The sequence below is a fragment of the Mesorhizobium sp. P2_D6 genome, from assembly GCF_056404315.1.
On record NZ_JBFUEG010000010.1, the window covers coordinates 141,972 to 164,154 of the forward strand.

General features: G+C 64.4%; 19 protein-coding genes. 9 read left to right on the forward strand and 10 right to left on the reverse strand.

Features of this window, described 5'->3' with window-relative positions:
- Positions 1-10 precede the first annotated feature (10 nt).
- Both AC1D1L_RS21750 and AC1D1L_RS21755 read right to left on the reverse strand, forming a co-directional pair.
- Positions 11-2,626: a TIGR02302 family protein gene (locus tag AC1D1L_RS21750; protein ID WP_477343495.1), complete on the reverse strand. Its 2,616-nt coding sequence runs from the start codon at positions 2,624-2,626 to the stop codon at positions 11-13.
- 136 nt (positions 2,627-2,762) lie between these two features.
- Positions 2,763-3,704, reverse strand: coding sequence for a threonine/serine dehydratase (locus tag AC1D1L_RS21755; protein ID WP_477343496.1), 942 nt, complete (start codon positions 3,702-3,704; stop codon positions 2,763-2,765).
- A gap of 50 nt (positions 3,705-3,754) precedes the next feature.
- Here AC1D1L_RS21755 and AC1D1L_RS21760 point away from each other — a divergent pair, with 50 nt between their 5' ends.
- Positions 3,755-4,057, forward strand: a complete 303-nt coding sequence (locus AC1D1L_RS21760) for an ArsR/SmtB family transcription factor (protein ID WP_477343498.1) — start codon at positions 3,755-3,757, stop codon at positions 4,055-4,057.
- A gap of 20 nt (positions 4,058-4,077) precedes the next feature.
- Here the strand turns inward: AC1D1L_RS21760 and lysA are convergent, their stop codons facing one another.
- From lysA to argH, 3 genes are all read right to left on the reverse strand, one after another.
- Entirely contained in the window at positions 4,078-5,346 is a 1,269-nt protein-coding gene (gene lysA, locus AC1D1L_RS21765; RefSeq protein WP_477343499.1) for a diaminopimelate decarboxylase, read from the reverse strand.
- 59 nt (positions 5,347-5,405) lie between these two features.
- Positions 5,406-5,612: a hypothetical protein gene (locus tag AC1D1L_RS21770; protein WP_112562243.1), complete on the reverse strand. Its 207-nt coding sequence runs from the start codon at positions 5,610-5,612 to the stop codon at positions 5,406-5,408.
- Between the two features lie 70 nt (positions 5,613-5,682).
- Positions 5,683-7,083, reverse strand: a complete 1,401-nt coding sequence (gene argH / locus AC1D1L_RS21775) for an argininosuccinate lyase (protein ID WP_477343500.1) — start codon at positions 7,081-7,083, stop codon at positions 5,683-5,685.
- Between the two features lie 35 nt (positions 7,084-7,118).
- Here argH and tlpA point away from each other — a divergent pair, with 35 nt between their 5' ends.
- Positions 7,119-7,814 carry a thiol:disulfide interchange protein TlpA gene (gene tlpA, locus AC1D1L_RS21780; RefSeq protein ID WP_477343501.1) on the forward strand — a complete coding sequence of 232 codons (696 nt, stop codon included), beginning with the start codon at positions 7,119-7,121 and terminating at the stop codon, positions 7,812-7,814.
- Here the strand turns inward: tlpA and AC1D1L_RS21785 are convergent.
- Entirely contained in the window at positions 7,811-10,255 is a 2,445-nt protein-coding gene (locus tag AC1D1L_RS21785) for a bifunctional diguanylate cyclase/phosphodiesterase (RefSeq protein ID WP_477343502.1), read from the reverse strand. The two genes, tlpA and AC1D1L_RS21785, sit on opposite strands and share 4 nt — an antisense overlap.
- A 127-nt stretch (positions 10,256-10,382) precedes the next feature.
- Positions 10,383-11,426 (reverse strand): endonuclease/exonuclease/phosphatase family protein, encoded by a 1,044-nt coding sequence (locus AC1D1L_RS21790; RefSeq protein WP_477343503.1) that lies wholly within the window; start codon positions 11,424-11,426, stop codon positions 10,383-10,385.
- Between the two features lie 281 nt (positions 11,427-11,707).
- On the opposite strand from AC1D1L_RS21790, the gene AC1D1L_RS21795 reads away from it, so the two are divergent.
- The 5 genes from AC1D1L_RS21795 to AC1D1L_RS21815 all read left to right on the forward strand — a co-directional run bounded on the left by AC1D1L_RS21795 (position 11,708) and on the right by AC1D1L_RS21815 (position 16,962).
- Positions 11,708-13,060 carry an extracellular solute-binding protein gene (locus tag AC1D1L_RS21795; RefSeq protein WP_477343504.1) on the forward strand — a complete coding sequence of 451 codons (1,353 nt, stop codon included), beginning with the start codon at positions 11,708-11,710 and terminating at the stop codon, positions 13,058-13,060.
- A gap of 106 nt (positions 13,061-13,166) precedes the next feature.
- On the forward strand, positions 13,167-14,051 hold the full coding sequence (locus tag AC1D1L_RS21800) for a carbohydrate ABC transporter permease (RefSeq protein ID WP_477343506.1): 885 nt from the start codon (positions 13,167-13,169) through the stop codon (positions 14,049-14,051).
- Positions 14,052-14,058: 7 nt separating this feature from the next.
- Positions 14,059-14,973 (forward strand): ABC transporter permease subunit, encoded by a 915-nt coding sequence (locus AC1D1L_RS21805; RefSeq protein ID WP_477343507.1) that lies wholly within the window; start codon positions 14,059-14,061, stop codon positions 14,971-14,973.
- Between the two features lie 10 nt (positions 14,974-14,983).
- Positions 14,984-16,084 carry a sn-glycerol-3-phosphate ABC transporter ATP-binding protein UgpC gene (gene ugpC, locus AC1D1L_RS21810; RefSeq protein ID WP_477343508.1) on the forward strand — a complete coding sequence of 367 codons (1,101 nt, stop codon included), beginning with the start codon at positions 14,984-14,986 and terminating at the stop codon, positions 16,082-16,084.
- A 74-nt stretch (positions 16,085-16,158) separates the two neighbouring features.
- Positions 16,159-16,962, forward strand: coding sequence for a phosphodiesterase (locus AC1D1L_RS21815; protein ID WP_477343510.1), 804 nt, complete (start codon positions 16,159-16,161; stop codon positions 16,960-16,962).
- Between the two features lie 12 nt (positions 16,963-16,974).
- On the opposite strand, the gene AC1D1L_RS21820 is transcribed toward AC1D1L_RS21815, so the two are convergent.
- From AC1D1L_RS21820 to AC1D1L_RS21830, 3 genes are all read right to left on the reverse strand, one after another.
- A complete protein-coding gene (locus AC1D1L_RS21820) occupies positions 16,975-18,057 on the reverse strand; it encodes an ABC transporter ATP-binding protein (protein ID WP_477343511.1) in 1,083 nt (360 codons plus the stop codon).
- Positions 18,054-19,625: an ABC transporter permease gene (locus AC1D1L_RS21825; protein ID WP_477343513.1), complete on the reverse strand. Its 1,572-nt coding sequence runs from the start codon at positions 19,623-19,625 to the stop codon at positions 18,054-18,056. The genes AC1D1L_RS21820 and AC1D1L_RS21825 overlap by 4 nt, the downstream gene beginning before the upstream one ends.
- Positions 19,626-19,779: 154 nt before the next feature.
- A complete protein-coding gene (locus AC1D1L_RS21830) occupies positions 19,780-20,787 on the reverse strand; it encodes an iron ABC transporter substrate-binding protein (protein ID WP_477343514.1) in 1,008 nt (335 codons plus the stop codon).
- A gap of 204 nt (positions 20,788-20,991) precedes the next feature.
- Between AC1D1L_RS21830 and AC1D1L_RS21835 the strand changes: the two genes are divergently transcribed.
- Positions 20,992-21,528, forward strand: a complete 537-nt coding sequence (locus AC1D1L_RS21835) for a sigma-70 family RNA polymerase sigma factor (protein ID WP_477343515.1) — start codon at positions 20,992-20,994, stop codon at positions 21,526-21,528.
- Between the two features lies 1 nt (position 21,529).
- Entirely contained in the window at positions 21,530-22,168 is a 639-nt protein-coding gene (locus tag AC1D1L_RS21840) for an NrsF family protein (RefSeq protein WP_477343517.1), read from the forward strand.
- Positions 22,169-22,183: the final 15 nt, after the last annotated feature.

Consider the following 22,183-nt stretch of genomic DNA (forward strand, 5'->3'; position numbering starts at 1 on the left):
GCCTTGGAGGCTACTTCAGCTCCAGCAGCCGCTCGAGATAACTGCGCTCGATGTCGGGGCTGAGCGCGTTGCCGAGCCGCTTGCGAATCGCTTCGAGGATCTGGCGGGCGCGCTGCACGTCGATCTCGTCGGGCACCTTCACCGAATCGCCGAAATCGGGTCCGCGGCTGGCGCGCGGCCGGCCCAGCGGATCGCGGTCGGCGTCCTGTTGGCGGCCGCCTTCCTGGCTACCGCCCTGGTCGCCCTGCATCGCCTGCAGCTGCTTCATCATCTCCTTGGCGCCCTTGCGCAGCGCTTCCAGCGCGCGGCCCTGGTGGCCGACTGCCTGGTCGCCTTCACCTTCGCCAAGCGACTTTTCGGCATTGCCCATGGATTTGCCGGCCTCACCAAATCCTTCATTGGGCTGCATGCCCATGCCTTCCAGGCCCTTCTTCAGCTTGTCGAGCTCGCTTTGCAACTGGCCCTGGCCTTCCTGCAGCTGCTTCATCGCATCGGCGAATTCCTGCGCCGTCATCTGCTTTTTGCGGGCAAGCGGATCGCGGTCGTCACCGGGGCCGGGTTTGTCCTGATCCTGTCCGCCGAGCTGCTGGTCGCCATCCTGTTGCTGCTGGTCTTGATCTCGCTGGCCTTGGCCGCGCTGCATCTGGTCCATGCGGTAGGTGTCGTTCATCATCTCCTGCTGGCGGCGCATGATCTCGCCCAGCTTGTCCATCTGCTGGCGCATCTCACTGTCCTGCTCGCCGCCTTGCTGCTGACGGCCGGCCTGCAGGTTGTTCATCATGTTTTCCAGCTGCGACAGCAGCTCCTGTGCCTTGTCGCGGTCGCCTGATTTCGCCAGGTTCTCGATCTGGTCCATCATGCGGTCGATGTCGCTCTGGCGCAGCTCGCGGCCGTTCTGCTGCATCTGCGGCGCGTTCGGGTTCTGTTTGGCGCGCTCGGCGAACTCCTGCAGGAATTCGTTCATAGCCTCGCGCAGTTCCTTCATCGCCTTTTCGATCTCTTCGTCGCTGGCGCCACGCTTGATGGCATCCTGCAGCGCCTGCTGCGCCTGGCGCAGGCGCTTTTCCGCCGCGGAGAGATTGCCTTCCTCAATGCCGAGCGCGATTTCCCAGAGATAGGCAACCTCGCTGCGCAGTTGGTCGTCGCTGTCGGACATCTTCAGCCGGCTGCGGGCGCTCATGATGGCGAGGTAATGCGACATGGTGTCGAACGTGTCTTCGGGCCGCAGCGTGATGGCGTCCATCAGGTCGAGCACGCGCGGCTTGCCGTTGGCATCGAGCGCCAGCAGGCGGCGCTGCTCGATCACCGCCCGCGCCAGCGGATTGGCGAAGGGCCGCTCGGGCATCATAATCGTCTTGGTTTCGCTGGTCGCGGTGTGCCCGGCATCGTCGGTGGCGACAAGCGACAGCTTGATGCTGGCGCCGGCCCAGACATGTTCGGTGAGGTCCTTGGTGGTCTTGGCGGCGTTCGCCTTGCCGCCGTGGCGCGGTAGCGCCAATGGCATTTCAGGCGGTCCGTAGAGCGGATGCGCACCGGGCGCCGCCGGATCGGCCAACGAGAAAACCGCCTTGGCGGTGGCCGCGCCATAGTCGTCGTCAATCTGGTAATTGAGCTCGAAGGCGCCGTTGACGGCGCGCTTGGGCTCGCCGACGAAGCGGATCGTCGGCGGCTTGTCGGGGATCACCGCGAAAGCCCATTGGCCGAGATTGGCTTCGCCCGATTTCAGCGTCAGCGTGCCGTCGGCCGTCAGCTTGCCGGTGAACTGGCGCAGCTTGGGTGTTGCCGGGTTGACCGCCGCTGCCTTGATCGCTGCTGCCTGCGGTCCGGTCGGGTCAATGGCGCGGGCATTGCCGCTCTTGTCGGCGAAGCTGAGCGTTTCCTCGCCGGAGCCGCCGGTGACGCGCAGAGAGACGTCGCTGCCTTGCGGCACGGTAAAGGTGGCAGTTGCCTGCTTGGCATTGTTGTCGATGACTGGGGTGGTCAGGAAGATGGGCGGCTTGCCGGTATAGGCCGGCGGGGTCACCCAGGCATCGATGCGCGGCGGAACGATGTCACGCGCCGCATGGGCGCGGAAACCATCGGAGAGCCTGCCGCCGGACGGTCCGAAGGAAAAGGCGAAAGCGGTGACCAAAAGCAGCGCCGCCACGGCGCGCAGCCCCCACGGGTCGCGTTCCGGCACGCGGGCACGCGGCAGATCGGCGCCAAGATCGCCGAGCTTGTCGGCCATGCGCTTTTGGTGCTCGCGCCACAGCGCCTGGGAAAAGATGCTTTCCTTGCCGCTCGGACGGTCGGTCTGCACCAGCACCGGGCTGTGCTGCAACTGGTTGGCCGCCTCGATGCGGCGGTCGACCTCGGCGGCGGAGGGAAGCTTGAAGAAACGCAGCGGATAGAGCGCTGCAAGCGCGGCAAGGCCGAAAGCCGCGACCAGGACAATGCGCGCGACGTCAGGCAGGCGTGGGAAAAGTCCGAGCCAGGAGAGGCTGAGGAACAGGCTGGCGACGATGAGCAGCGGCAGAAGCAGCGGCCAGCCGCGTTCGACCGTCATCGAGACCCGTGTCGCCAACCGGCTTAGAGCAAGCCGTCCGGCCAGGCTGCGATCGCCGCTGGAAATGGGGCTTTCCGTCATCGGCCCTTCCTGCCCGGGCGGGATAGCCCGGACTCAACAAGCAGAAGTTTACCAGCAAACACGGCAAAGGCGAGGCGGTTCCGAAAACTTGAAGAGCTTTGGCGGGTTTCCACCCGCAATTCAGTCAAAGCAAGAATCAGAATTTCGCTAGATCGGTGTTCGAGCCGCAGACCAGGACCGCGACCCGTTCGCCCGGCGCCGGCGTGTAGCGGCCGGACAACAGCGCTGCGAAGGCCGCGGCGCCGCCCGGCTCGGCGATGATCCGGACCCGTTCCCACAGCGCCTTCTGCGCTTCGATAATGGCATCGTCGGTGACCAGGATGGAGCGCTCGACAAAGGCCTCGGCGATGGGGAACATCATTTCGCCGACGCGCTTGGGCGCCAGCGAATCGGCGGCGACGCCTTCGGCTGGCGCATCGACGGGGTGGCCGGCCTCGAAGGCGCGATGCAGCGTCGGCGCGCCTTCGGGTTCGATTGCGACGATCCTGATGCGGCCGGCAAACCAAGCGGCGATGCCGCCGATCAGGCCGCCGCCGCCGACGGCGACCAGCAGCGTGTCGATTTCAGGCAGGTCTTGCTCGATTTCGAGGCCGAGCGTGCCCTGGCCGACCAGTGTTTCTTCCTGGTTGAAGGCGTGGATCTGCAGCGCGCCGGTGTTTTCGGCAAAAGCCTCGCTGGCGGCGAGCGCCTCGGCATAGCGGGCTCCGCCGACGATCAGTTCGGCGCCGTAGCCGCGGATGCGCTGAAGCTTGGCCGGCGGGCTGACTTCAGGGACGAAGATCGTCGCCTTGTGGCCGAGCCGCATGGCGGCATAGGCGACAGCGGCGCCATGATTGCCGCCCGACGCCGCGACGACGCCGGCTGCGGGCACCGGCCGTTCCAGCAGATTGGTGAAGGCGCCGCGCGCCTTGAACGAGCCGGAATGCTGCAGGCATTCGAGCTTGAGGTCGACCGCCAGTGGCGGCCGGTCGAAATCGGCCATTTCGACGCGCAACACCGGCGTGTGTCTGACATAGGGGCGGATGCGCGGCTCCATCGCGGCAATGCGTTCGCGCGTGATGCTGTTGCCGTTGGTCATGACCTTCTCCTTGGGATTGACAGCAATTAGTAACTTGGCAAAATGGCTAAATGCAAGAGGTTGATGTCTTCAAGGCGATCGCCAACGAACGCAGACTGCAGATCCTCGACTGGCTGAAGGATCCGCGGGCGCACTTCCCGGCCCAGGCAGACGGCGATCTGGTCGAGGACGGCGTTTGCGCGCTGCTGATCGCAGAGAAGCTCGGCATTACGCAGGCGACGCTCTCCGAGCATATGCGCGTGCTTACCCAGGCCGGCCTGCTGCGCCCCAAGCGCATCAAGCAATGGACGTTCTACCGCCGCGACGAGGACAAGATCGCCGACGCAAGGATGCTCATCCAGAACCGGCTATAGCGCAGCCGGCGCGTCGGCTTCTATGCAAGCCAGTCGGGCACCGAATCCAGGCCGATCAGCTCGTCATAGGTCTGGCGCTGGCGCACGACATGAAAGCGGTCGCCGTCGACCAGAACCTCGGGCACCAGAAGCCTTGTGTTGTAGGTGCCGGACTGCACCGCGCCATAGGCGCCGGCCGTCGAGACGGCAATCAGGTCGCCAGACTTCAGCCGGGGCAGGTCACGGTCGAGGCCGAGATAGTCGCCGGTCTCGCAAACCGGGCCGACGACATCGACCGCCATGCGCGGCGTGTCGGCCGGCGGCTGCACCACCGGCTTGATGTCGTGGAAGGCATCGTAGAGCGTCGGCCGGATCAGGTCGTTCATGGCGGCGTCGACCACAAGGAAGTTCTTGGCGTCGCCTTCCTTCACGAAGATCACTTCCGAGACCAGGATGCCGGCATTGCCGACGATCAGCCGGCCGGGCTCGAACATCACCTTCACTCCAAGCTTTGTCAGATGCTTCCTGACGATCTCGGCATAGGCATCGGGCAGAGGCGGCGGGCTGTTGTCGGTGCGGTAGGGGATGCCGAGGCCGCCGCCGAGATCGACGTGCTCGACGGCGTGGCCATCGGTGCGCAGCGCGCCGACCAGTTCCGCCAGAAGCGCGAAGGCGTCGTCAAACGGCTGCAACTCGGTAATCTGGCTGCCGATATGGGTGTCGATGCCGATGGGCTTGATGCCCGGCAGGCCGGCGGCACGGGCATAGACCTGGCGCGCCCTTTGCCACGGAATGCCGAACTTGTTCTCGGCCTTGCCGGTGGAGATCTTCCTGTGTGTCCTGGCGTCGACATCCGGGTTGATGCGCAGCGAGACCGGCGCCACCTTGCCGAGTGCCGTGGCGCGGGCCGACAGCAATTCCAGCTCCGGCTCGGATTCGACGTTGAAGCAGAGAATGCCGGCCTCGAGTGCGAAATCCATTTCGCGCGCGGTCTTGCCGACACCGGAAAACACGATCTTGTTGGCCGGGATGCCGGCGGCGAGCGCGCGGCGCATTTCGCCTTCCGAGACGGTGTCGGCGCCGGCGCCCAGCCTTGCCAGCGTGCGCAGCACCGCCTGGTTGGAATTCGCCTTCAAGGCGTAGCAGACCAGCGTGTCGAGCCCGGCGAAGGCCCCGGCAAAGACACGGAAATGCCTGGTCAGCGTTGCCGTCGAATAACAATAGAACGGCGTGCCGACGCTTGCGGCGATGTCTGGTATCGCCACGTCCTCGGCATGGAGCACGCCGTCGCGGTAGTCGAAATGGTTCACGAGAGTGTTTCCGGAAGTTGGAGCAAGAGACCAGATAAACTAAGCCGGTCTCGTCGGCTCTAGAGCAGCGGGTCGAGGATGAACTTCTTGTCCACGACCGGTTTTTCCGGCTCCGGCGGCACGGGCTGCTTGGCGCGCTCGGCGTCCTTGCGGGCCTGGACGGCTGCTTCATAGGGCGTGTCAAGACCGGCCTTGCGGCCGCAGGCGGTCACGGCGACCATCGCCGTCAGCAGCGTCAGCGTCACCAAAATCCTGCGTGCGGTCATCGATCCATCCGTCCGAAACTTCTATGTGCTGCCGCTTTTAACCGAGTTCTCGGCGCATTGCACCCCGGCATCATGCCTTGGCGATGCGCTTTTTCCAGATGCGGATCTGCTTCCTGACTTCCGACGGCGCGGTGCCACCGAAGCTTGTGCGGCTCTTGACCGAATTCTGCACCGCAAGCACCGAGAAGATGTCCTGGGTGATGCCGGGGTTGATCGATTGCAGATCCTCCAGCGAAAGCTTCTCCAGGCTGACCTTCTTCTCTTCAGCCAGCGCCACCGCGCGGCCTGTGACATGATGCGCCTCGCGGAAGGGCAGGCCGAGCGTGCGCACCAGCCAGTCGGCAAGGTCAGTCGCGGTCGCGTGGCCCGAGCCAGCGGCTTTTTTCATGGCGGCGGCGTTCACCGTCATGTCGCGCACCATGCCGGTCATCGCCGCCAGCATTAGATCGAGCGTTTCGGCGGCGTCGAAGACGGATTCCTTGTCTTCCTGCATGTCCTTGCCATAGGTCAGCGGCATGCCCTTCATCACCGTCAGCAGGCCGACCAGATGGCCGGTGACGCGGCCGGTCTTGCCGCGTACCAGTTCGGCGGCGTCCGGGTTCTTCTTCTGCGGCATGATCGAGGAGCCGGTGGAGAAGGAATCCGATAGCCTGATGAAGCCGAACTGCGGCGTCGACCAGATGATGATCTCTTCGGCGAGCCGAGACAGATGCGTAGCGCAGATCGCTGCCAGGGCTAAGAACTCCAGCGCGAAGTCGCGGTCGGAAACGCTGTCCAGCGAATTGCGCATCGGTTCGCGGAAGCCGAGCGCTTTTGCGGTCTGGTGGCGGTCGATCGGGAAGCTGGTGCCGGCAAGGGCTGCCGCGCCCAAGGGGCTTTCATCCATCCGCTCGATGGCGTCGCGGACGCGCGACAGGTCGCGCGAGAACATCTCGACATAGGCCATGCAGTGGTGGCCGAAGGTCACCGGCTGCGCTGCCTGCATATGGGTGAAGCCCGGCATGACGGTTGCCGCATGCTCCTCGGCACGCTCGAGGAAGGCTGATATCAGACCCTTCAGCGCCTCGGCGACACGGAAGCACTCGTCCTTGACCCAGAGTCTCAAGTCCACCGCGACCTGGTCGTTGCGCGAGCGTGCGGTGTGCAGGCGGCCGGCGGCCGAGCCGATCAGATCGGCGAGGCGTGCCTCGACATTCATGTGGATGTCTTCCAGACGGGTCGAGAACTCGAACGTGCCGGCCTCGATCTCTTTCAGGATCGTGTTCAGGCCGTGAGCGATTTTTTCTTGATCGGCCGCCGAAATAATGCCCGTTTCAGCCAACATCTCGCTATGGGCGATCGAACCTCTTATGTCCTGCGCATAGAGTTTGCGGTCGAACGAGATCGACGCGTTGATCGCTTCCATGATGGCGGCCGGACCCGAGGCAAAACGTCCGCCCCACATCTGGTTGCTGGCCTTCTTGTCGCTCATCGCTATAACCCGTGCTCCGGAGCAGTTTTAGAATAATGGCAGACGGCAATAGATACTTCCCGGCCCCGCGCCTGATCCTTGCCGCTTTGGTGGCGGGCGTGCTGGCGGGCGCGGTCGCGGTATATGTCAGCGAGAGCGGTTCTGGCAACAACGCAGCCTCCGGCAGCACGCCAGCGCAAGCTGCCACTGGCGGCAGCAAGGACGACGTCGCCTGTGCCGCCAAGAGCGACCGCGCCAAGAAGGTCGCCGCCGCGGCCACGGGCCAGGTTGCGGCATTGTTGCCGGCCGATCCGCCGCAATCGCTGAAAAGCCTCGCCTTCAACGGTCCCGACGGCAAGCCGATGACGATCGCCGACCATGCCGGCAAGACGGTGCTGCTCAATCTGTGGGCGACATGGTGCGCGCCCTGCCGCGCCGAAATGCCGGCGCTTGATGCGCTGCAGAAGGAAAAGGGCAGCGACGCCTTCGAGGTCATCGCGGTCAATGTCGACGCCGGCGACGATGTGAAGCCGAAGAAATTCCTTGGCGACATCGGCATCGAGAAGCTCGGTTACTACCGCGATTCGACGCTGGCGTTGTTCAACGACGTCAAGACACGCGGCCTGGCGCTAGGCCTTCCCGTCACCATGCTGATCGACGGCGAAGGCTGCCTGGTCGCGCATATGAATGGCCCGGCCGAATGGTCGGGACCGGATGCCAAGCGGCTCATAGAGGCCGCACTCGCGCCTTAAGCTGAGCGAAGCGCCGCCGCCGGTTCGAGCATCAGGATGCTGCCGCCGCGCGGTTTGATCGTGGCGTCGTCCTCAGCTGGTGCAGTGACGCCGGTCAGTTCGCTGAACGCCTCGATCGGGCTCGGCCGGCCAAGATAATAGCCCTGGCCAATCTCGCAGGCCTCGGCGTCGAGGAACTTCAGTTCGCCCAGCGTCTCGACGCCCTCGGCCAGAACCGGCAGACCAAGACCACGGCCAAGCCCCAGCACGGCGCGTACGATGGCCGCCACCTGGCCGTTGCTGTCGACCGATTTGATGAACGAGCCGTCGATTTTGATCTTGTCGAAGGGGAAGGCGCGAAGGTTGGACAGCGAGGAGTAGCCGGTGCCGAAATCGTCCATCGCCACGCGCACGCCCAGCGCCTTGACCTGCCGCAAGGTGGCGAGCGCGCGCGGCATATCCTTGACCAGCGCCGTTTCGGTGATCTCGAGTTCGAGCCTGCCGGGCGCTAGCCCGGAGGCAAGGAGGATCTCGTGGACCTTGCGGCTGAAATTCGGGTTGTGGAGCTGCACCGCCGAGACATTGACCGCGACGGTGAGAGGGCTCTTCCAGCGGGCGGCCTCGGCGCAGGCTGTCGCCAGCACCCATTCGCCGATCTGAATTATGACGCCGCTGTCTTCGGCCACCGGGATGAAGGTCGCCGGCGACACGTCACCGCGCTGCGGATGGCGCCAGCGGATCAGCGCCTCGAACCCGACCATCCGCCCACTGCTGATCTCCTTTTGCGGCTGGTAGACGAGGCGAAACTCATTGCGCGCGATGGCCTGGCGCAGTTCGTGCTCCATCACGCGCCGGTCGCGCGCCTCGGCGCCCATCGATGCCTCGAAATAACGGTAGGTGTCCTTGCCTTCGGCTTTGGCACGATAGAGCGCGGTGTCGGCGTGGCTGACCAGGGCTGTCGGCTCGTCGGCGTCGAGCGGATAAAGCGCAATGCCGATGCTGGCCGACACCAGGCCGCCGCCGACCGACTGCCGGTTTTCCTCGCGCATCGACGCCAGCACCGCCTCGGCGATGCGGCCGGCTGCCCGCGGATCAGAAAGGTTCGGGGCGATGATGGCGAACTCGTCGCCGCCGAGACGCGCCAGCATCTGCCCCTGGCGGAGCACGCCGGAGGCGCATAGCGCCACCTTCTGCAGCATGGCATCGCCGGCGCCGTGCCCGAACAGGTCGTTCACTTCCTTGAAGCGGTCGAGGTCGAGCAACAACAGCGCAAGATGCCCGCCCTTGCCGCCGCGGTCCATTGCGGCAATTTCGGCCTCGAGCCGGCCGGAGAAACTGCGGCGGTTGGGGAGCCCGGTCAGCGGGTCGAAGTGGGCGAGGCGCAGGATCTCCTGCTCGGCCTTCTTGCGTTCGCGGATGTCGCGTACCGCGACGACGCTGTGCCGCTTGCCGCAATAGTCGATGCTCCTGGCGATCAGTTCGACGGGGATGGCGGTGCCGTCATGGCTTCTCAACTCGGCTTCCTGTGCCTGTCCGCTGCAGTCGGACATGCTGGCAGCTGTGCGTTCGCCGAAAAGGTCACCGAGCAGCATCGCGTTCAGCGCTTCCGGCGCCATGCCGGTGAGCGCGGCGATGCTGTCATTGGCGCTGACGATGCGGGTGCCGTCGCAGACGATCAGGCCCTCGACGGCGGCGTTTGCGAGGCCGTGCATACGCTCAGCCTCGAGCTTGTGACGACGGAAGCGCATGTCGATCCACAGTGCCGCGGCTGAAAGCACCAGGATCACCAGGCTGACTGCAGCGGCGGCGAAGGCCTGCGATACCGGCTCGACCGTGAACCGCGATATCTCGATGGAGGAGTCCGGGAAGATCGACACCGCGCCCATGGCGATGAAATGCAGGGTGCAGATCGCCAGCGTCAACAGGACGGCGGCGCCGATGGTCGCCTGCATGGACGGGCGCCGCAGCACGACCAGCAGCGCCAGTGCGGCGAGGGTGACGCCTGCCAGCAGCGAGACGGCGACCAGAAGCGTGTTCCAGACGATGCGTCCTTCGACCTCGAAAGCGGCCATACCGATATAGTGCATGGCGGCGATGCCGGCACCGAGGATCGCCCCGCCGACCAGGGCGTAGTCGATGCCCCGGCGCAAGGTGGCAATCCACATGCCGGCGGCTGTTAGGGCGACGGAAGCGGCGAGCGAAAGCGCCGACAGTTCCGCATTGTACGCGTTGGGTATTCCCGGAGAAAAGGCAAGCATGGCGATGAAATGCGTCGCCCAGATACCGAAGCCGGTGGAAGTGGCTGATATCATCAGCCAGGTATAGCGGTTGCGCTCGCTCGAGCGGTCGACATGGCGAAGCAGATTGACCGCCGAGAAGGAAGAAATACCGCAAATAAGGGCTGCCAGTGCGACCAGTCTCAGATCGTGCTCGTGCACGATGCAATTATAGACCGTCAGCATCTCGCCCCACCTGCTCCCCCGCAGCAATCAAGCCATCGACTTGATTAGTGCGGGACGCTTGAAGTATCGGTTATGCGCGTCACAACTACAGCGGGCTTTTCGGGTTGTACCTTGCGGCGGTCTTCACTCATTCCAGGCGCACGGTCACGAGCAGCGCTTCGTGGTCAGAGCTTGGGCTGCCATCCGGAAGCACCGCGGGCAGAACTGAGGGGGCGCTTGCCGCAAGGCCACGGGTGAAGAACCAGTCGATGCGGCCGACCGGTGCCGGATTGCCGGCCGCGCGCCGCTGTGTCGGCAAATCGAGATTGTTGGCGGCCTGCCAGCCATAGCCGCGCCCGGCAAGGACGGCGAACAGTGGTTCGTGGCGTTCGACGTCATCGATCAGCCGGCCGGGCTCGGCCGCGATGCGCGCTCGCCATGCGACCGGATCGTCATTGCGTTCCTCATGGGTGGCGGTCAACGTGTTGAAGTCGCCGCCGATCAGCACCGGCGCCTCGGGATCGTATCTGTCGATGGCATCGAGGAGGTGGCGGGTCTGGTCGGCCCTGCCGGCAGGATCGGTGCGGTTTTCGAGATGCACGGAGACGACCGTTACCCGACGGTCGCCGAGCTGCACCTGGCCGCCGATCGCCATGCGGCCGCCAATGCGCGGCTTGCCGCGCTCCGGCTGGAACCAGTCGCCGGTCGCGTCGAGGCGCACCAGAAAGGGCCGCTGCAAGGGCACGACGCTGGTCACGGCGTTGCCGTGGAAGCCTTCGCTGTTGGCGACTTCGCCAGTTTTTGCGCGCTCAGCCTCGTTACCGCCGCCGAGTTCGACGAATTCGACGCCATAGGCATAGGCGTGGCCGAGCCGGTCAGCCAGCGTCCGCAATGGATGGCCATTGCCGGAGCGCGCCATGCCGTTGTCGACCTCGGACAAAAGCACCACGTCGGGAGACTGGGCGGCAAGCGTTGCGGCGATGGTATCGCCATGGCGAAGCCGCTCAACGTTCCAGGCCACAACGGTCAGGGCCTCGCCGGCCTTATCGCGCGACGCCGCGCCGCCGATCTCGATCTGGCCGAGCGCGGGAATGGCGGCTGCATGACGCAGATGGGTGGCGCTGTCGCGCGGGCCTTCGCGCATCGCCTGGCGGTCGGCGACGGGCACATGCGTCAATTGCTGGACCAGCATTCGTCTCTCCACTCAAGCCCGTCATCTGGCGCTGTCATCTGGCAGGATACATTAGCCGGATAATCATCCTTTCGGCCGGGTCTTTTCGCCGTTCCGAGGCGCCCTAGCTACCTAGAGCGCCGATGTGACGGTTTCATGCCGGCGTGGCCGTCGAGGAGGAGAGACTGGCTGTCCACAAGGCCTGAAAGGGCACAACAGAACTGTCACATACCTTCTCTATGAGAGCGGCAAGGGACTTGCGCAAGCCTGATGTCATCAGCCACTCAAGAGGGATAAAATCCATGTCGATCTTCAAGCAGGGCCTTGCCGCCCTTGCCGCCGGCGCCTTCAGCATCGCGCTGGCGCAGCCGGCTGCCGCGGAACCGGTCAAATTCGATTTCTGGTTCGGCCTGTCGGGCGACCTTGCCCGCGTCGTCGATACGCTGTGCAAGAACTTCAACGCTTCGCAAGCCGACTATGAAGTCGTCTGTACCAGCCAGGGCAATTACGACGCGACGCTGCAGAACACCATCGCCGCCTTCCGCGCCGGCAAGCAGCCCGCCATCGTCCAGGTCTATGACGTCGGCACCGCCACCATGATGCTGTCGGGCGCCTACAAGCCCGCAGACAAGCTGATGGAAGAAAACGGCTACAAGATCGACTACGCCGACTATTTCCCCGGTATTGCCCGCTACTATGCGACGTCGAAGGGCGAGATGCTCTCGTTCCCGTTCAATTCCTCGACCCCGCTGATGTACTGGAACAAGGACGCCTTCGCCAAGATCGGCAAGACCGAAGCGCCCAAGACCTGGGAAGATGTCGGCGCCGACCTCAAGGCCCTGAAGGACGCCGGCTATGAATGCCCGATGGCGATCAACATCTCGGCCAATGAAAGCTGGCAGCTGATGGAGCAGTTCTCGGCGCTGCACAACCAGCCGATCGCGACCAAGAACAACGGCTATGATGGCCTCGACGCGCGTCTGGAAGTCAACAAGACCAAGTTCGTCCAGTACGTCACCGATCTGAAGAAGTGGTATGATGCCGGCCTGATCAAGATCAAGTCCAAGGACCTCGGCCAGGATATGGTCCAGTCCTTCGCCACCGGTACCTGCCAGGTCATCATGACCTCGGTCGGCGACCACGGCACCGTCGGCAAGACCCAAAAGGAAGGCATGAACTGGGATGTCGCCGAACTGCCGGTCTATGCCGGTACCGAGCGCAAGAATTCGCTCGTCGGCGGCGCTTCGCTGTGGGTGCTGTCGGGCAAGTCGGATGCGGAATACAAGGGCGCTGCCGCGTTCCTGAACTTCATCCACGACCCCAAGACCGCTTTGTTCTGGTCGACCAACACCGGCTACATCCCGGTGACCAAGTCGGGCTTCGAATACATGAAGTCCACCGGCTTCTACGACAAGGCGCCCTACAAGGGCCGTGAAACCGCGATCGCCAGCCTGACCGCGTCCGAGCCGACCGAAATCACCCGCGGCATCCGTCTGGGCAACTTCACCCAGATCCGCGCCGAGTTCGGCACCCAGATGCAGGCGATCTTCGCCAACAAGGTCAGCGTCCAGGAAGGCCTCGACACGCTGGTCAAGAATGGCGACGCCATCCTTGAGCGCTTCCAGCAGACCTATCCGGGCAAGACCCTGCCCTAACCCCGGATACCGGTATGGCCGCCCGCCAAGAATCGACGGGCGGCTATTTCGTATCTAGTCTCCATGCAGGAAAACGGGCCGGCGGTTCATCGGCCTGGGCGGATCAATGGAAAAACGCGTTACCTTCAGCAGGTGGACTATCGGCATCCTCTTCGCGGTGCCGCAGCTGCTTTTGATCTTCACCTTCTTCTACTGGCCTGCCGGCCAAGCGGTGTACTGGTCGTTGACGTTGCAGCAGCCATGGGGCGGCGGCAACATCTGGGTCGGGCTCGACAATTTCCGGTCAATCCTGTCCAACGCAGACTACTGGAACTCGATCACCGCCAGCCTCATCTTTGCCGGTATCAGCACCGGGCTGGCGATGTTCATCGCGCTGGTGCTTGCCGCGCTCACCGATCGCCAGCTTGCCGGCTCGCGCTTTTACCGAGTGGTGCTGATCTGGCCCTACGGCATCGCCGCGCCTGCGCTGGCGCTGGCGTTCCGCTTCATCCTGGCGCCGGAAGCCGGCTTCATGGCCGTCGTCAACCAGGTCTGGCCCGGCTTCTGGGATCCCGGCCTTGACGGCGCTGATGCCATGGCGTCGATCATCGTCGCCTTTTCCTGGAAATATGTCGGCTATAACTTCATCTTCTTCCTCGCCGCATTCCAGGCCATACCGCGCTCGCTAATCGAGGCGGCGGCGATGGACGGGTCCGGCGTCATCAGGCGTTTCTGGGACATCCAGTTCCCGCTGATCACACCGACGATCTTCTTCCTGCTCGTCATCAACATCACCGAGAGCTTCCAGGATTCCTTCGGCATCGTCGACATCATGACCTCGGGTGGCCCGGCCAACGCCACCAATCTGATGGTCTACAAGATCTATTCCGACGGCTTCAAAGGGCTGGACTATTCTGGTGCTGCCGCACAGAGCATCATCTTGATGCTGCTCATCATCGTGCTGACCATCTTCCAGTTCCGCTTCATCGAGCGGCGCGTGCACTACAGGTGAAATGACCATGGTAGAGCGCACTCCGTTCCTGAATTTCTTCACCCATGTGATCCTGTTCGTCGGCTTCGTATTTTGCATCGCGCCGTTCGTCATCGTGGCCATCGCCGCATCGCACAACCTCAAGGACGTCAACGACGTGCCGATGTCGCTGCTGCCGGGCAGCGACTTCTGGGTCAACATCAAGACGGCGTGGGTAACGGCCGACCTCGGGCCGAAGCTGCTCAACAGCTTCATCATGGCGACCGGTGTCGCCGCCGGCAAAGTGATCATCTCGGCGCTCACCGCCTTCTCGATCGTCTATTTCCGCTATCCTGGCCGCACCTTCATCTTCTGGCTGATCTTCGTGACGCTGATGCTGCCGCTGGAGGTGCGCATCGTGCCGACCTATGCGGTCGTCGCCAATGTGCTCGAACCCTATCAGACGATCATGGATCTGACCGGTCTATCCTGGCTGATCGAGAAGGTTTCGGGCGTGCATGTCGCGCTCAACCTGGGGATGCTCAATTCCTATCCCGGCCTGATCTTGCCGCTGATCGCCACCGCCACCGGCACCTTCCTCTACCGGCAGTTCTTCCTGACCGTTCCCGACGAGTTGACCGAGGCAGCGCGCATGGACGGCGCCGGACCGCTGCGCTTCTTCATCGATATCCTGTTGCCGCTGTCGCGCAACAATATGGCCGCGCTCGGCACCATCATGTTCCTGTGGGCGTGGAACCAGTATCTGTGGCCACTGCTCATCACAACCGACCAGTCGCATGCCACCGCGGTGACCGAACTCAAACAGCTCATCCCCAATGTCGGCGGCGCGCCCGAATGGCACATTGCCATGGCCGGCACGCTGATCATCATGCTGCCGCCGCTGGTCGTCGTGGTGCTCATGCAACGCTGGTTCGTGCGCGGCCTGATCGCCACCGAAAAATAAGGAGCAAACAATGGCTTCCATCACCATCCGCGACGTCACCAAGAGCTACGCCAAGATGCAGGTCGTGCACGGCGTCAGCCTCGACTTCGCGTCCGGCGAGTTCGTCGTCATCCTGGGGCCATCCGGCTGCGGCAAGTCCACACTGCTGCGCATGATCGCCGGGCTGGAGGATATTTCCGGCGGCACGATCGCCATCGACGGCACGGTGGTCAACAAGCTCGAGCCACGCGAGCGCGGCTGCGCCATGGTGTTCCAGAACTACGCGCTCTACCCGCATATGAGCGTGGCGCAGAACATCGGTTATTCGCTGAAAGTATCGGGTGTTCCGACCGCCGAGCGGACGCAGCGCATCCAGGCGGTTGCGCGCACGCTGGAGCTTGAGCATCTGCTCGACCGCAAGCCGATGGCGCTGTCCGGCGGCCAACGCCAGCGCGTCGCCATGGGCCGCGCCATGATCCGCGAGCCGAAGGTGTTTCTGTTCGACGAGCCGCTGTCCAACCTCGACGCCAAGCTGCGGGTGCAGATGCGCTCCGAAATCCGCAAACTGCACCGCCGGCTCGCCGCTACCTCGGTGTTCGTCACCCACGACCAGGTCGAGGCGATGACGCTGGCCGACCGGCTGGTGGTGATGAATGGCGGCCGCGTCGAACAGGTCGGAACGCCGGCCGAAGTCTATAGCCGCCCGGCGAGCCGTTTCGTCGCCACCTTCGTTGGCGCACCCGCAATGAACATTCTCGAGGGCACGGTGACGCTCGACGGCCTGTCGCTGCTTGGCGACAGCCGCAAGCTCAACGTTTCGCGCACCGGCCTGGCGGTCGGCAGCAAGGTCGCGATCGGCATCCGGCCGGAGTCCGTACGTCTGGTTGCGGCGGGCACGCCGGGCGCTCTCGAAGCGACCGTCGATCTGGTCGAAGAACTCGGCGCCGGACGCGTCGTCTATGTCGATCTCGACGGCGCACCATTCTCGGTGGTGACGTCGGAGACCGTGCATCCGGTGCCGGGCAGCACGGTCGGCCTGCAGTTCTCTGAAGCCGACCTGCACTTCTTCTCGTCCGAGACCGGCAGCCGCCTCGACGTGTTCAAGGCTTCGGTGCCGGAACCGGCACTCTGATTTTGCAGCCATCGGCAAGCGCATTTCCGTCCGCTTCGGACGGACGGCAAAGCAATCTCCCAAGGAAAAGTCGCATGAAAATCATCCAGGTCACCGATGTCCATCTGGGACGACGCGGCGAGATCCGCTATGGCGCGAACCTGCATGAGCGGCTCGACCGCTGCATCGACCACATCAATGCCCGCCATGGTGATGCCGCCCTTTGCGTCTTCAGCGGCGACCTGACCGAGACCGGGGCGCCTGAAAGCTACGCCGATCTCAAATCGGCCTTGAGCCGGCTTTCGCTGCCATACCGGCTGCTGCCGGGAAATCACGACCGGCGGGCCAATCTGGTGGCGGCATTTCCCGAAAACCCGACCGACGACAATGGCTTCGTGCAGTCGGTCGTCGATACGCCGGAAGCATCGTTGCTGTTCCTCGACAGCCTGGCCGAAGGCCGCGTCACTGGCGAACTCTGCGACAAGCGGCTTGCCTGGCTCGACGCGCGACTCGCCGATGCGGCGGGACGGCAGGCCTACATCTTCCTGCATCATCCGCCGGTCGAGCTCGGTCTGCCGCTGCTCGACCCGCTCGGGCTCGAACAGAAGCAGCGCTTTCTCGATGTTCTGACGCGCCATGGCAATGTCGGCCATATTTTCTTCGGCCATGTCCACCGCGACATTGCCGGCACCGTCGCCGGCATCCCGTTCACGGCGCAGCGTGGCCTGCATGCCCGCTTCATGCTCGACCTCGTCGGCGAGGAGGTTGTCGAGCAGGCGCCGCCGACCTACGGCATCGTGCTCATCGACGCTGCCGCCCGACGCGTGGTCGTGCACAACAACGACTTCCTCGAGACTTGGCCGCTTTGGTCACCGGCGACGGGCCAGAGGGTTGACTAGGAGCTGATCTCGCTAGGCGAAGACGTGCGCCTTGCCGGAGACGGTCAAGCGCACGATCTCGCCGACGGCGGGCGCGTCGATGCCAGGCTTGCGTAGGATCAGCGGCGTGTTGCCGATCGCGGCTGCGTCAGGCGGATCGGGGTTGTTCAACAGCCGCACCGCAATCGTGCACATCGAGCCGGCGAACTCCGAGTCCGTCACCTCGGCGAAGATCGTGCCCGGCGGGCCCGACATGCCTTCGCGCGACGTGCGGTTCACCAGCACCTGCTCCGGTCGCAGCATGATGCGGGCGATGTCGCGGCGCTCCTTCGAGTCGACGGCGATGCGGCCGAGCGAGGAGGTGGCGAAGCCGCCTGAAATCTTTGCCGGCAAGATGATGGCATCGCCGAGAAACTCGGCGACCATGCGGTCCTTCGGATGCAGATAAAGTTCGCGCGGCGTGCCGACCTGCGAGAACAAGCCTTCGCGCATGACCGCGACCTGGCTGGCGAAGGACAGCGCCTCGGCCTGGTCGTGGGTGACTAGGATGGTGGTGATCCCGGCAGCTTCGAGCAATTCGGCAACTGCCTTGCGCATCGAGGCGCGCAGGCCGGTGTCGAGCGCCGAGAACGGCTCGTCGAGCAGCATCAGCCTGGGTTTCATCGCCATGGCGCGGGCCAGCGCCACGCGCTGCTGCTGGCCGCCCGAGAGCTGGTGCGGGCGGCGTTTGAGGATCGCCTTGTCGAGCCCGACCGTATAGGCAAGCTCGGCGATACGCTCGGTGCGCTGGTCCTCGCCGCGGGCCATGCCGAAGCCGATATTGTCGGCGATGCTGAGATGCGGAAACAGCGCGCCGTCCTGCGCCACCAGGCCGATGCCGCGGCGATGCGCCGGCACGGCATGGCCGCCATTGGCCAGCACCTGGCCGTCGAGCACGACGCGCCCCTGGTCTGGCGCCTCGAAGCCGGCGATCAGCCGCAGCAAGGTGGTCTTGCCACAGCCAGACGGCCCGACGATCGCAGTGCGGCTGCCGCTGGCGGCGCTGAGGTCGATGCCGGCAAGGGCTGCGACCGGGCCGTAATGCTTGGTGAGGCCGCTGATTTCGAGAAAGCTCATCGTCCGGCCATCCGTTTCGACTGGACATAGAGCAGCCAGGTCAGCGGCAGCGACATCGCCACCATGATGAAGGCGTAAGGGGCGGCGGAGGCATAGTCGATCTCGCCGCTGTAGGACCAGAACGCCATGGCCAGCGTGCGCGTGCCGTTGGGCGCCAGCATCTGGGTAGCGGTCAGTTCGTTCATGATGCCGAGCGCCACCAGCGCCATGCCGGCCGCGGCACCTGGCGCCGAAAGGCGGATGGTCGTCGACCACAGCGCCTTCAACGGCGGCCGGCCGAGGCTGGCGGCGGCGCGTTCGAGCTCGATCGGCGCCTGCGCGATCGACGCGCGGAGGCTGATCAGAGCGCGCGGCAGGAACATCAGGGCATAGGCGACCAGGATGGTGAACAGCGTCTGGTAGAGCGGCATGGCGATGCGCACGGTGATGGTGACCAGCGCCAGCGCAATGACGACGCCGGGCAGCGAGCCGACAATGTAGTTGCAGCCCTCGAGCAGCCGCTGCAGCGGCCCCGGCGCCCGGATCGAGATCCATGCCATCGGCATGGCGGCGATGGTCGCAAGCAGGGCGCCGGCGAGCGCCAGGAACAGCGTCTGGCCCAGCGCCAGGCCGATCTCGTCGAAACGCCAGACATCGGCGCCGCCGGCGACCAGCCAGCGGCCGATGGTGACGAAGGGCACGCCGATGGCGAGTAGCGTGGTGATGGCAGGCAGAGCCAGGCAAGGCAGCGTGGTGCGTCCGAGCCTGCTGCGCTGACGGTGGCGCGCCGCACCTGAGCCGACGCGGGCATAGCGCTCTTCGCCGCGCACCAACACCTCCAGAGTGAGCAGCACGAAGCAGCAGGTCACCAGGACGCCGGCCAGCATGTTGGCGGCAGGTCCGTTGAAGGTCGACTGGAACTGGTCGACGATGGCGGTGGTGAAAGTGTCGAAGCGGATGAAGACATAGAGGCCATATTCGGCCAGCAGATGCAGGCCAACCAACAGCGCGCCGCCGCAAATGGCGAGTCTCAGCTGCGGCAGCACGACGCGTGCGAACACGCGCCACGGTCCGAGGCCGAGCGCTGCGGCTGCGTCTTCCAAAGCGGGATCGAGCCGGCGCAGCGACGCCGCGATCGGCAGATAGAGGAACGGGAAATAAGCGAGGACCGACACCAGCACGCCGGCCCAAAGGCCGTGCAGTCCCGGCACCAGGGTAATCCAGGCATAGGAGTGCACGAAGGCGGGGATGGCGAGCGGCGCCACCGACAGCCAGGCCCAGAGGCGAGCGCCGGGCAGGTCGCTGCGCTCGGTCAGCCAAGCCAGCGCCATCGACAGGACGATGGCGATGGGGACGGTGAGCGCCACCAGAAGCACGGTGTTGATCAGAAGTTCGCCGACGCGCGGCCGGAAGACCAGGGCCGAGACAGAGTCCCAGCCGGTCTGCACGGCGATCCAGATGATGAAGGCAAGCGGCAGCAGCGACAGCAGCGAGACGATGATGGCGGCAAGAGCGATCCAGGACATGGGCTGCCGTTGGGATCGCCCGACTGCCTGGCCTGAACGTGCGAGATCGACCGCAGATTGCATCAGCTCGGCCGCGCCACTGCCGCCGGAGCGGGGGCGCCGCAGGCGCGGCCGGAAACGCAATGTGTCGTCATGGACAATGCCATCCCGAAAACAGAGCGCTCCTGCGGAAAGCCTCGCAGGAGCGCAAACGTTGCCCTTTTAGGACGAACGCGGACTAAAGCAAGCCGGCTGCCGTCATCAGATCGGTCACCTTCTTGGAGTTCAGCTTTGCCGGGTCGACCTTCGGCGCCTGCAGATCGGCCAGCGGCACCAGCTTGGGATTAGAGTCGGCGCCCTTGCCGACCGCGTACTCGAAGGACGTGCCGGTCTTCAGCACGTCCTGACCGCCCTTGCCGGTCACCCATTTCAGGAAAGCCTGGGCTTCCTTCGGATGCTTGCTCGAGGCCAGCACGCCGCCGCCGGAAATCGAGACGAAAGCGCCGGGATCCTGGTTCTTGAAATAGTGCAGCTCGACGTTCTTGCTGTTCTCGCCGGTCTTGGCCTGATCGCCGAAATAGTAATAGTGGTAGATGATGCCGCCTTCGATCTCGCCGGCATTGACCGCCTTCATCACCGTGCCGTTGCCCTTGTAGGCGGTGAAATTCTCCTTCATCGCCTTCAGCCAGTCGGCGGTGGCGGCTTCGCCCTTGAGCTCAAGCAGCGCGCTGACGATGGCCTGGAAATCGGCGCCCGACGGCGAGGCGGCCCAGCGGCCTTTCCAGCTCGGATCGGCGAGATCGAGCATCGATTTGGGCAGCTGGTCGGCGATGAGCTTGGTCTTGTTGTAGGCAAAGACGGTGCTGCGCGCCGCGACACCCACCCATTTGCCGCTGCTCGGCTGGAATTCAGCCGGAACCTGGGCCAGCGTATCGGCGTCGACCGGCGCGAAAAGGCCCGCCGCTTCGACCAGGGTCATGGCCGGGGAGTTCTCGGTCAGTAATACGTCGGCTGGCGAAGAAGCGCCTTCGGCGACGATCTGGTTGGAGAAATCGCTGTCGCCGCCATTGCGCAAGGTGACCTTGATGCCGGTTTCCTTGGTAAAGCCATTGACCCATTCCTTGGCCAGGCTCTCGTGCTGGGCGTTGTAGACGATAATGCCGGCATCTTCCGCCATCGCCGGACCGGCGATCAGGCTGATTGCCAGCGCGGTGGCGCCGACCAGGGTGGAAAGAGCATATTTCATGGCGTCATCCTCGATCTCGGCGGTTCTGGTTTTGCACGGCTGCACCTACCAATACCTGATTACCATAGTCAACATTGGTGAGCTGCTTCAATCCGTCGCTCGCCCGCAAACTTTCGTGATTTTGCGGCACTTTGGCTTGGACATTATTTCGTTGGCCACGTAACAAATCAGCGCCGAAGCGCGAAGATCGGGGAGTGAACTCTTGTGAGCGGCAAGGATGAGGCCGAGCTTTCCCGGCTGATGCGGGCCGCAATCGCGGGAGACGAAAGGGCTTACGCCGACTTTCTGCACCGGATCGCCGCACTGGTTCGCGGCTTTGTCAGGCGCAAGATCGTACAGGGCGGGGTCGATCCCGAGGATGTCGTGCAGGAAACCTTGCTGGCCATTCATGTGAAACGGCATACCTGGCGCCAGGACGCGCCGGTGTTGCCGTGGATCTATGCGATTGCCCGCTTCAAGCTGATCGATGCCTTCCGGCGGCGCGGCCGGCGCATCGAGATCGAGATCGACGAGATCGCCGAGACCTTTGCCGAGCCGGAAACCGAGACCGTCAGCGAACGCGACATCAATCGCGCGCTGGACGGCCTGCCGCCGGCGCAGCGGTCGGTGGTCTCGGCCATATCAGTCGACGGCCGCTCGATCGGCGAGACAGCGGTCAAGCTCGGCGTCAGCGAGACGGCGGTGCGGGTATCGCTGCATCGCGGGCTTGCCGCGATCGCCAAACGCTTCGGGCGGCAGTGACATGAGAACCGAAGATCTCATCAGGGCACTCGACGCCGACACACGCAGCAAGGCGATGCCGCTGCGTTCGGCCTGGTGGATGGCTGGGGCTGCCGCGGTGGTGATCGCCGCGGTGGTGTTCTTCCTCACTATCGGCCCACGTCCCGACATCATGATCGCCATGCACACGATGCGGTTCCTGGCGAAATTCGTCTTCACCATCGTGCTTGCCATCACCGCGTTTGGCCTGATCCGGGCACTGTCGACACCGGGTGCTTCGACGGCGAGAGCCGCAGCCTGGATGGCGGCTGCGCCGCTGCTTGTGGCTGTGGCCGTAGCTCTCGAACTGTTCATGGTGCCGGAGCGGATGTGGAGTACGCGCATGGTCGGCTCCAACATGATGATCTGCATGGGCTTCATCCCGCTGATCGGCATCGGGCCGCTTGCCGTCTTCCTGTGGATGCTGCGCTACGGCGCGCCGACGCGGCCGGTGCTTGCCGGTGCGGTCGCAGGATTGCTTGCCGGCGGACTGGCGGCGACCTTTTACGCCGCCCACTGCTTCGACGATTCGCCGCTTTTCGTCGCCACCTGGTATACGCTCGCCATCGCCGTTCTCGCCGGGCTCGGCGCGCTTGGGGGACGGTTCTTCGTGCGCTGGTAACCGGCCCGCCTGAGA

What these genes read in the sequence shown, in the direction of transcription:
- AC1D1L_RS21750 (WP_477343495.1), bottom strand. Translation starts at nt 2,626, where the DNA reads ATGACGGAAAGCCCCATTTCCAGCGGCGATCGCAGCCTGGCCGGACGG.
- AC1D1L_RS21755 (WP_477343496.1), bottom strand. Translation starts at nt 3,704, where the DNA reads ATGACCAACGGCAACAGCATCACGCGCGAACGCATTGCCGCGATGGAG.
- AC1D1L_RS21760 (WP_477343498.1), top strand. Translation starts at nt 3,755, where the DNA reads ATGCAAGAGGTTGATGTCTTCAAGGCGATCGCCAACGAACGCAGACTG.
- AC1D1L_RS21770 (WP_112562243.1), bottom strand. Translation starts at nt 5,612, where the DNA reads ATGACCGCACGCAGGATTTTGGTGACGCTGACGCTGCTGACGGCGATG.
- argH (WP_477343500.1), bottom strand. Translation starts at nt 7,083, where the DNA reads ATGAGCGACAAGAAGGCCAGCAACCAGATGTGGGGCGGACGTTTTGCC.
- tlpA (WP_477343501.1), top strand. Translation starts at nt 7,119, where the DNA reads ATGGCAGACGGCAATAGATACTTCCCGGCCCCGCGCCTGATCCTTGCC.
- AC1D1L_RS21785 (WP_477343502.1), bottom strand. Translation starts at nt 10,255, where the DNA reads ATGCTGACGGTCTATAATTGCATCGTGCACGAGCACGATCTGAGACTG.
- AC1D1L_RS21790 (WP_477343503.1), bottom strand. Translation starts at nt 11,426, where the DNA reads ATGCTGGTCCAGCAATTGACGCATGTGCCCGTCGCCGACCGCCAGGCG.
- AC1D1L_RS21795 (WP_477343504.1), top strand. Translation starts at nt 11,708, where the DNA reads ATGTCGATCTTCAAGCAGGGCCTTGCCGCCCTTGCCGCCGGCGCCTTC.
- AC1D1L_RS21800 (WP_477343506.1), top strand. Translation starts at nt 13,167, where the DNA reads ATGGAAAAACGCGTTACCTTCAGCAGGTGGACTATCGGCATCCTCTTC.
- AC1D1L_RS21805 (WP_477343507.1), top strand. Translation starts at nt 14,059, where the DNA reads ATGGTAGAGCGCACTCCGTTCCTGAATTTCTTCACCCATGTGATCCTG.
- ugpC (WP_477343508.1), top strand. Translation starts at nt 14,984, where the DNA reads ATGGCTTCCATCACCATCCGCGACGTCACCAAGAGCTACGCCAAGATG.
- AC1D1L_RS21815 (WP_477343510.1), top strand. Translation starts at nt 16,159, where the DNA reads ATGAAAATCATCCAGGTCACCGATGTCCATCTGGGACGACGCGGCGAG.
- AC1D1L_RS21820 (WP_477343511.1), bottom strand. Translation starts at nt 18,057, where the DNA reads ATGAGCTTTCTCGAAATCAGCGGCCTCACCAAGCATTACGGCCCGGTC.
- AC1D1L_RS21825 (WP_477343513.1), bottom strand. Translation starts at nt 19,625, where the DNA reads ATGCAATCTGCGGTCGATCTCGCACGTTCAGGCCAGGCAGTCGGGCGA.
- AC1D1L_RS21830 (WP_477343514.1), bottom strand. Translation starts at nt 20,787, where the DNA reads ATGAAATATGCTCTTTCCACCCTGGTCGGCGCCACCGCGCTGGCAATC.
- AC1D1L_RS21840 (WP_477343517.1), top strand. Translation starts at nt 21,530, where the DNA reads ATGAGAACCGAAGATCTCATCAGGGCACTCGACGCCGACACACGCAGC.